Genomic DNA, 10,927 nt, shown 5'->3' on the forward strand with positions numbered 1-10,927 from the left:
AGCTTACATTTTTAAACAAATAAGACAAATAATGTTGATATCGAGGTGCCGGAATGAGTGTTTTTAGCAAAGAACAAGTACAAGATATGTATCTATTGACGCCCATGCAAGAGGGAATGTTATTTCACGCCTTGCTAGACGAAGAACATAACTCTCATCTTGTACAGATGTCCATTTCGATTCAGGGCGATCTTGATGTTGGTTTGTTTACCAATAGTCTGCATGTGCTGGTAGAGAGATATGACGTATTCCGTACGCTGTTTCTCTATGAAAAATTAAAGCAGCCTTTGCAGGTTGTCTTGAAGGAACGGCCCATTCCCATCCTTTTTTGTGATTTGACTGCATACGATGAGCAAGAAAAGCAGCAACGCTATACCCAATACAAAAGGAATGACCAAGAGAAAACCTTTCATCTAGCGAAAGACTCGTTGATGAGAGTGGCTATTTTCCAAATGACGGAGAGCGAATACCAAATCATCTGGAGTTTTCATCACATACTCATGGACGGTTGGTGCTTTAGCATTATTTTTGATGACTTGCTTTCCGTCTATTTATCCTTAAAGAACGGGGCTCCGATTTCCCTTGATCCGGTGCAGCCATACAGCCAATTTATTCGTTGGCTGGAAAAGCAAGATAAAGAGGCTGCTCTCGCATATTGGAGAGACTATCTGGAACAGTTTGAACAGCAAACTTCCTTGCCGAAATTTGGGAAGTCTTCTAGCAATGCCTTTCTACCAGCGCAATATCGTTTTGTGCTGGACAGCATGCTGACGCAGCAGCTATCTGCGATCGCAAGTCAAAATCAAGTGACATTACCGACTGTGATCCAAACCATATGGGGAATTCTGCTTCAATCCTATAACGGTACGAATGATGTGCTATTTGGCTCTGTTGTATCCGGGCGACCAACTGAAATCGTCGGAATCGAAAAAATGGTAGGGTTGTTTATCAATACCATTCCATTCCGCATTCAAGCGAAAAACGATCAATCCTTTGCCGACTTAATACAGGATGTGCACCAAAGAACACGGCAATCTCAGCCATATGAGCATGTACCTTTGTACGACATTCAAAACGATTCCGTATTAAAGCAAGATTTGATCGATCACCTGATGGTTATCGAAAACTATCCATTAGTCGAGGCCTTGCAGAAAAAAGCAGCGACACAGCAGGTAGGCTTTGCCATTTCTGATGTCGAGATGTTTGAACCTACGAATTATGACATGACCGTCATGGTAATGCCCAAAGAAGAGATTGCGATACGGTTTGACTATAATGCTGCTGTTTTCGATGAAGGATTTATCCAAAAAATGGCTGGGCACCTCAAGCAGATCGCAGCTTGCGTGGCAAACAATCCGAAGGTCACCCTTCAACAGGTTGCCTTGCTGACAGAAACGGAAAAACAACAGCTAATGGCTAGAAATCTTGATACTTCGGCTGCCTATCCTACGAAGACGATGCATGAACTCTTTATGGAACAGGTGGAGAGGACACCCGAGCAGGTTGCTGTCGTATTCGGGGAACAGCATCTGACGTATCGGGAGCTAGACGAAAAATCCAATCAGCTCGCCAGATTTTTGAGAAGAAAAGGGATTGCAGCAGACAGCCTGGTTGGAACGATGATGGATCGCTCCATCGAGATGATTATCGGAATTCTAGGGGTTTTGAAAGCCGGTGGTGCCTTTGTACCGATTGATCCAGAGCTGCCTGAAGAACGAATTGCCTACATGCTTGAGCATAGCGGGATTCAATTGGTAGTGACTCAGCAGCATTTGCTTGGGAAAGTCTCCGCTTCTACTGAAAAAATCGATATTAACGCTCCAACCATCTGGGAAGAGAGTAGTGCACCTGTCGAAACGATCAATCATCCAGATGACTTGTTTTATATCATCTACACTTCAGGAACAACGGGGAAACCAAAAGGCGTCATGCTTGAGCATAAAAACATGGCAAATCTGATGCACTTTACGTTTGCCAAGACCAACATCGATTTTCATGAAAAAGTATTGCAGTATACCACTTGCAGCTTTGATGTTTGCTACCAGGAGATTTTCTCCACGCTGCTTTCCGGGGGACAGCTCTATCTCATCACAAATGAGTTGAGACGTCATGTTGAAAAACTGTTTACCTTTATCCAGGAAAATCAGATCAGCATTTTGTCCCTCCCTGTATCCTTCTTAAAATTTATCTTTAACGAAAAAGATTATGCACAAAGCTTCCCGCGTTGCGTCAAGCACATTATCACGGCCGGAGAACAGCTCGTCGTCACGCTTGAGCTACAGAAATATCTGCGTAACCATCACGTATTTTTGCACAATCATTACGGGCCGTCGGAGACACATGTGGTAACCACCTACACCATGGACCCAAGCATGGATATACCGGAGCTGCCACCAATCGGAAAACCGATCAGCAACACTGGCATTTATATTTTGGATGAAAAGCTGCAGATGAAACCAGAGGGCATTGTTGGGGAGTTGTATATCTCTGGTGCGAACGTAGGAAGAGGATATTTGCACAATCCGGAGCTGACTGCGGAGAAGTTTCTCGAGAACCCGTATCAATCAGGAGAAAGAATGTATCGAACGGGTGACCTCGCTCGTTGGATGCCAGATGGCAATATCGAGTTTTTAGGGCGAATCGACCATCAGGTAAAAATCAGGGGTCACCGCATCGAGCTGGGTGAAATCGAATCGCAGTTGCTCAACCACGCCGTGATTAAGGAAGCCGTGGTCATCGATCGAGCGGATGAGACTGGCGGAAAGTACTTGTGCGCCTATATCGTTTTGACAGAAGAAGTCAGCAACGAGGAGCTGCGTACGTACTTATCACGAAAGCTACCGGAGTATATGATCCCTTCGTTCTTTATAAAACTCGAACGAATTCCGGTCACACCTAACGGAAAAACAGACAGAAGAGCCTTGCCCATCCCTGAGGGGAACGCTTTTACGGGAGCGGATTATCTCGCTCCGACAACCGAACTGGAACAGAAAATGGCAGCGATTTGGGAAAGCGTACTCGGCGTGTCCCCGATTGGCGCTCTGGATAATTTTTTCACGCTCGGGGGTCATTCGCTAAAAGCGATTCATCTCATTTCCCGGATGCAAAAAGACTGCCAAGCAGATGTTCCGCTTCGCATCTTGTTTGATAGACCAACTATTCAAGAAATCGCCAAGTATGTGGAAGGGGTAGAGGAAGGATCGTATCACGCTATTCCGCGGGTCGTCATGCAAGAGCATTATCCCGTATCTTCTGCGCAAAAACGCATGCTGATTTTAAACCAGCTCGATCCGGATAGTACGGTGTACAATCTGCCCGTTGTGACGGTACTCGATGGGGAATTGAATATGGAGCAGATGGAGCATGCCATTGCCAAATTGGTGAGTCGTCATGAATCGCTGCGAACCTCCTTTCATACTATCAACGGCGAGCCGGTTCAACGCATCCATCCGGAATGCAAGCTGCCAATCATTTACATGGAAGCAACAGAAGATCGTTTGAATCAAGTCATCACGGATTTTATGCGTCCGTTTGATTTGGAAAAGGCGCCATTAAGTCGGGTTGGACTGGTCAAACTGGGAGAGCGGCGCCATGTCATGATTATCGATATGCACCATATCATCTCGGATGGGGTGTCATCGCAAATCATCCTGAATGATTTTGCGCAGCTCTATCAAGACAATTCCTTGCCAGAGCAGCGCATTCAATATAAAGACTTCGCAGTTTGGGAAAAAGGCTTGGCACAGACAGACGAATACAAAAAGCAGGAAGCTTATTGGACCGAGCGATTCCGTGGTGAAATTCCTGTTTTGAACCTGCCTTTGGACTACTCTCGACCGTCTGTTCAAAGCTTTGAGGGCGAACGTTATTTATTCCGTTCTGAAAAACAGCTGCTGGATGGCTTGCAACGAGTGGCGGCCGATACGGGTACTACGCTCTACATGGTGCTCATGGCAGCCTACCATGTTTTGCTCGCGAAATACTCTGGGCAAGAAGACATGGTGGTCGGAACCGTGACAGCTGGAAGAACGCACCCTGACACGGAAAGCATCACGGGTATGTTCGTCAACACGCTGGCAATGAGAAATCAGCCGGTGGCAACCAAAAGTTTCAAGCAATTTTTACAAGAAGTGAAGGACAATACACTTTCTGCTTTTGAGCATGGGGAGCACCCGTTTGAGGAGCTCGTCGAAAAGCTGTCGGTCAATCGAAATCGAAGCCGCAATCCATTGTTTGACACGTTGTTCATTTTACAAAACATGGATGCCGATCCGATTGAGATCGAGGGCATGACAGTGACGCCGTACGTGCCAGAGGGCAAGATGGCGAAATTCGATTTGTCGCTCGAAGCAACTCAAAACGATGCAGGTCTCTTATTCTGCTTCGAATTTTGCACCAAGCTGTTCAAGCAGGAGACCATCGAGCGCATGTCGCGTCATTACACCCAAATCTTGCAAGAAGTCACCCGGAACACGGATTTGGCTCTCTATGAGATAGAGATGCTCACCGAGCAGGAAAAGCAGGAATTGCTGGTCCATTTCAACGACACATTCAAGCCTGTTCAGTTGGAAAGCACACTTCCCCAGCTATTTGAAGAACAAGTGCTGAAAACCCCTGATCAAATCGCACTGGTTTGCGGGGACCAAAAGTTGACATATCAGGAGCTCAATAAGAAAGCCAATCAGCTAGCTCGCACATTACGGAAAAAGGGAGTAAAGGCTGACCAACGAGTTGGGATTATGGCAAATCGTTCCATGGAGATGGTGATTGGAATCCTTGCCATTCTCAAAGCTGGTGGAGCATACGTGCCGATCGATCCAGAATATCCGAATGATCGCATTGCTTATATGCTGGAAGATTGCGAAGCTCGTCTGGTGCTTACTCATGAGCATCTTGGAACAAAGATTGCTGCTGGGGTGGAATGCCTGTATCTGGAGGATAAGAGTAACTACTCCCGGATCACCACAAACCTTGACCCGATTCATGCGGCTACCAATCTGGCTTACATCATCTACACATCGGGTACGACAGGCAAGCCAAAAGGGGTCATGGTGGAGCACCGAGGTATTGTCAACAGTGTGACGTGGAACAAAGAGGAGTTTGCTTTATCCGTCCATGACAGAGGTTTGTTGGCCCTATCTTTTGCCTTTGATGGTTTTGTTCTTACCTTCTTTGCGTTGATTCTATCCGGTTCAACTGTTGTCTTAACGAAGGATGAAGAAGCCAAAGATCCGATAGCACTCAAAAACCTCATCTCAACATGGAGTTGCAGCTACACGTTATGCGTGCCGAGTTTGTTCCAAGCGATTTTGGAATGCAGCACCACCGAAGAGATCAGTCCAATGAAAATGGCTGTGCTCGGGGGAGAAAAGCTATCGCCGAAGCTGGTTGAGATGTGCAAAGAGATGAATCCGCAGATGATCACTGTCAATGCGTATGGTCCAACAGAAAGCAGCGTTATCGCCACCTATCTGTGCGATACGCTCCCGGATGCTCCGATCACCATCGGACGGCCAATTGCAAACACAAGCATATACATCGTGGACCATGCTCACCAGCTGCTACCAATCGGTGTAGTAGGAGAAATATGCATAGGCGGACTTGGTTTGGCGCGCGGATATTGGAACAAACCAGAGCTTACCGAGGAGAAGTTTGTTTCCAATCCATTTGAGCCAGGTGAACGCATGTACAAGACAGGCGACCTTGGCAGATGGCTCCCGGACGGTACGATTGAATTCGCAGGACGCCTGGATGAACAAGTAAAAGTGAGAGGATACCGGATTGAGATCGGGGAGATAGAATCGGTTCTTCTCAGCTATGAAACGATAAATGAAGCGATTGTCGTTGCTTATCAGGACGATAGTGGGGACGCCTACCTGACAGCCTATTTTACCGGTAAAGAAAACATCCCGGAAGTGGCGCTGCGAACACATCTATCTCAAGAACTGCCAGCGTATATGGTTCCAACTTATCTGGTTCAAATGGACGCTTTCCCGCTCACGCCAAATGGCAAGATCGATCGCAAAGCGCTTCCGAAGCCGGAAGGAAAGCCTACAACAGGTGTGGAGTATGTCGCGCCTGCCAATGAAGTAGAGGCAACACTGGCAAAGATATGGGAAGACGTCCTTGGCATCTCCGGCATCGGAGTAATGGATAACTTTTTTGAGCTGGGCGGACATTCTTTGAAAGCCATGACGGTAGTGGCGCATGTGCATCGGGAGCTTCAAACCGATCTTCCGTTGAAGCATTTCTTTGAACAGCCTACCGTTCGAGCCTTGTCCAGGCTGATCGCAAACAGTGAGAATGCGTCGGATGCATCGATTCAGCCAGCAGAACCACAAGAGTACTACCCGGTATCCTCTGCCCAGCAGCGGATGTACGTGCTCCATCAGTTGGAAGGCGCGGGCATCAGCTACAATACGCCTGGGATGATCATGCTAGAGGGTCAACTGGACCGCGATCAATTGATGCATGCTCTGCAAACATTGGTAGATCGTCACGAAATCTGGAGAACCTCCTTTGAAATGGTAGGAGATCAGCTGGTCCAAAAAATTCATGACCGTGTGGAAGTGGAAATGGAGTATCGGAGTGCAGAAGAACATCAGATCGATGAGATTTTCCATGCATTTGTCCGTCCGTTTGATCTGGCTGTTCCGCCACTGCTGCGCATGGGTCTCGTGCAAATCTCGAATGAACGTCATCTTCTCTTGTATGACATGCATCATATTGCTTCGGATGCCTCGTCCATCACAATTATTTTCAACGAACTGGCGGAGTTGTACCAAGGCAGACAATTACCGGAGCTGCGTATCCAATACAAAGATTTTTCTGTCTGGCAAAAACGCTTTATCGAATCAGATGACTTCAAGAAGCACGAAGAGTATTGGCGTCATGCGTTTGAGGGGCATAACACTGTCTTGGAGATCCCGACAGATTTTCCGCGTCCAGCTGTGAAAAGCTTTGAGGGTGATCAAATCGTACTTGCTACCGATAGACCTCTGTTGGAAGCTTTACACGCGTTGGCTGCAGAGACGAAAACGACCTTGTTCATGGTCTTGCTAGCCGCCTACAATTTGCTGCTTTCGAAGTATACGGGGCAGGATGATATCGTTGTCGGAACGCCAATTTCCGGCAAGACTCGCGCTGAGCTCGAACCGATTGTCGGCATGTTCGTCAATACGCTAGCAATCAGAAACAAACCGATAGCAGAGAAGACCTTCAGGGAGTTTTTGATGGAAGTCAAGCAGAATGCATTGGATGCCTATGATCATCAGGATTATCCGTTGGAAAGTCTGGTTGAGAAGCTTGGCGTTCAACGTGATCCGGGACGCAATCCACTTTTTGATACCATGTTCATTCTGCAAACCGACGATTTGTACCAAAAAACACTGGGTCAATTAACCTATCATCCCTATGAATCGACAAGCGCGCTTGCCATTTCAAAGTTCGACCTGTCTTTTCATCTAACTGAACGAGAAACAGACCTGTTGCTGCGACTGGAGTACAGCACCAAGCTGTTTAGAAGAGACACCGTAGACAGAATGTCGCGTCATTTCATGCAAATTCTACGCAATGTTGCGGCAGACCCTGATAGGCAACTTCAAGCGATTGAGATGTTGACGCCAGAAGAAAAGCAGTTGTTGCTTGTGGAGTTCAATCATACAGACAGAGAGTACGTGGAAGACCAGACGATACAACAGCTCTTTGAGGACCTGGCAGCGAATACGCCTGATCAAACGGCTATTGTATTTGAAGAGAAGCAGATGACGTACCAAGAGCTCAATGAAAGAGCGAACCAGCTAGCCGCGGTTTTGCGGGAAAAAGGGGTAGGTCCTTCGCAAATTGTCGTCATGATGGTAGAGCGTTCCTTGGAAATGGTCATTGCCACACTCGCTATTTTAAAAGCTGGCGGCGCATTTTTACCGGTCGATCCTGATTATCCCGAAGAAAGAATTCGGTACATGATCGAGGACAGTCAGTCGAAGCTCGTGCTTACCCATTCGCATTTGACCCACAAAGTGTCCAGTCAGGCAGAAATTATCGATTTGGACGACGCGGGGAGCTATTCGTCGCATACAGACAACTTGCTTTGCATCAACAAATCGTCAGATCTGGCCTATATCATTTACACGTCTGGTACCACTGGCAATCCAAAGGGCGTCATGCTGGAGCACAAAGGGGCAGCAAACCTACAGGCGGTTTTCAAAAATCAACTCGGCGTAACGCCACAAGATCGTCCAGGGCATTTTGCGAGTATCTCTTTTGATGCATCGGTGTGGGATATGTTTATGGCGCTATTGACAGGAGCGACCTTGTATATCATTTCGCGTGATACGATCAATGACTTCCGCAAATTTGAGGAATACGTCCACAAAAACGGAATTACTATTCTCACGTTGCCGCCGACGTATGCCATTTATCTTGAGCCTGATCGTATGCCGTCATTGCGCATCTTGATTACTGCTGGATCGGCAGCATCTACCGCTTTGGTAGAGCAATGGAAAGAGAAAGTGACCTATGTCAATGGCTACGGCCCTACAGAGAGTACGGTTTGCGCGACACTCTGGAAAGCTTTGCCTCATGAACCAGTTGGTCAGACCATTACGATTGGCAAACCGATTCAGAATACGAAGCTGTTCATCGTGGATGAACAAATGCAATTGAAGACAGTCGGTCAAATAGGTGAATTGTGCATCAGCGGGGTGGCGTTAGCCAGAGGATATTGGAATCGACCAGAATTGACGGCTGAAAAATTCGTCGACAATCCGTTTGTGCCAGGAGAGAAGATGTATCGTACCGGGGATCTGGCCAAATGGCTTCCGGACGGAAATATCGAGTATCTCGGCAGAATCGATCATCAGGTGAAGGTGCGTGGTCATCGGGTAGAGCTGGGCGAAGTCGAGAGTGTTCTGTTGCGATATGAGTCGATTATTGAGGCAGCAGCTATCACACATTTGGATGACCAGGGGCAACCTTACCTGTGCGCATACTATGTAGCCGATGGGGAAGCAAGCCCGGCTCAACTGCGAGAATTTATGGGAAAAGAATTGCCAAATTACATGGTTCCCTCCTTCTTTGTTCAGTTGGATAAGATGCCGTTGACACCGAACGACAAAATTGACCGTAAAGCATTGCCAAAGCCAAGCCACGAAGAAAAATCGGGCAGAGAATATGAAGCACCGCAAAACGAACTGGAACACTTACTTGCAACGACTTGGGCAGAGGTATTGGGAATCGGGCAAGTGGGAATCAAAGACAACTTCTTTGAATTGGGCGGAGATTCCATCAAAGCCATTCAGGTATCCACGCGTTTGCACGCAGCAGGCTGGACGCTGGCGATGAAGGAACTGTTCCAATATCCGACCATCGAACAAGTTGCCGTCCATGTCATACCAAACAACAGAGAGAGCGATCAGGGAGTAGTAGAAGGCGAGATTGGCTTGACACCCATCCAGAAGTGGTTCTTCGAGCGCAATTTCACTGATCGTCACCACTGGAATCAGGCTGTCATGCTGTTCCGGGAGGATGGCTTTGATCCGGCACTTGTTCAGCAGGCGTTCTATAAAATCGTCGAGCACCACGATGCGTTGCGCATGGTATACAAACAGGAGAATGAGACGATCACGCAAATCAATCGAGCACTGACAGGTGAGCGATTCCGCTTCCATTCGTATGACTTGAAAGACCATGCAAATAGCGCAGCTCATATTTTGGAGTTGTCTGATCACATCCAAAGCAGTATCGATCTGGAACAGGGGCCGCTCGTTCGCTTGGCGCTCTTCTCCACAACGGAAGGGGACCATTTACTGATCGCGATTCATCATCTGGTCGTGGATGGCGTCTCTTGGCGCATCTTGTTTGAAGATTTTTCATCTGCCTATTCGCAGGCTCTCCACAATCAGGAGATCGTCTTGTCGAAAAAGACAGATTCATTCAAGGATTGGTCGGCTCAATTGCAAAACTATGCGGAGAGTGAGGAGCTTTTACGAGAAGTTGCGTACTGGCACAACCTCGAGAGCACGGTCACGGCAGAAAAGTTGCCTACTGATTTTGTTACAGCAGATCGTAAACAAAAGCACACACGTACAGCGAAGGTCGAGTTGACAGCCCAAGAGACAGAAAACCTGTTACGCCACGTTCATCATGCCTATCACACCGAAATGAATGACCTGTTGCTGACTGCTTTGGGATTAACCGTGAAAGAATGGGCGAATACCAACTATGCTGTTATCAACCTCGAAGGTCACGGTCGCGAAGATATTCAGAATGAAATGAACGTGACGAGAACGATTGGGTGGTTCACATCCCAGTTCCCTGTTGTGCTTGATATGGAAAAATCAAAGGACTTGTCCTACCAAATCAAGCAAATCAAAGAAAGCTTGCGCCGTATTCCGAAAAAAGGAATTGGCTACGAGATTTTGCGCACGATGACGGCGGATAAACTGCGTCCATCCCTGCAATTTAGCCTGCAACCGGAAATCAGCTTTAACTACCTCGGGCAATTTGATTCGGATGTAAAATCGGGTGGATTTACTTTCTCGCCACTTGGTACGGGTCAGCTTTTCAGTCCAGAATCGGAGAGAGTATTCTTGTTGGATATTTCCGGCATGATCGAGGATGGAAAGCTACAGATCAGTTTTGGCTACAACAGTCTCCAGTATCAGGAAGAAACCATCGCGAAATTGGCAGAAAGCTATCGGAATCACTTGCTCAGCATTATTGAGCATTGCCTATCAAAAGAAAATGGGGAATTGACCCCGAGCGATCTGGGTGATGATGACCTTTCCATGGAAGAACTGGAGAACATCCTGGAATTAATCTAATCAGGCGACATGAGAAATGTTATTCCTCCAATAAAAGCATGGAAATTTAGCTTTTATTGGAGGAACCCTCTCTAAAACGATAAATCACAGAGTTGAGGTGCAGA

Annotated in this window: 1 protein-coding gene; it reads left to right on the plus strand. The window is 47.2% G+C overall.

What is annotated here, in order from left to right; all coding sequences use genetic code 11:
- Positions 1–53 precede the first annotated feature (53 nt).
- Positions 54–10,823, plus strand: a complete 10,770-nt coding sequence (tycB, locus tag M3630_RS00750) for a tyrocidine non-ribosomal peptide synthetase TycB (RefSeq protein ID WP_251250868.1) — start codon at positions 54–56, stop codon at positions 10,821–10,823.
- Positions 10,824–10,927: the final 104 nt, after the last annotated feature.

Origin of the sequence: Brevibacillus sp. MER 51, from assembly GCF_023714195.1 — a bacterium.
Classification (GTDB): Bacteria; Bacillota; Bacilli; order Brevibacillales; family Brevibacillaceae; genus Brevibacillus.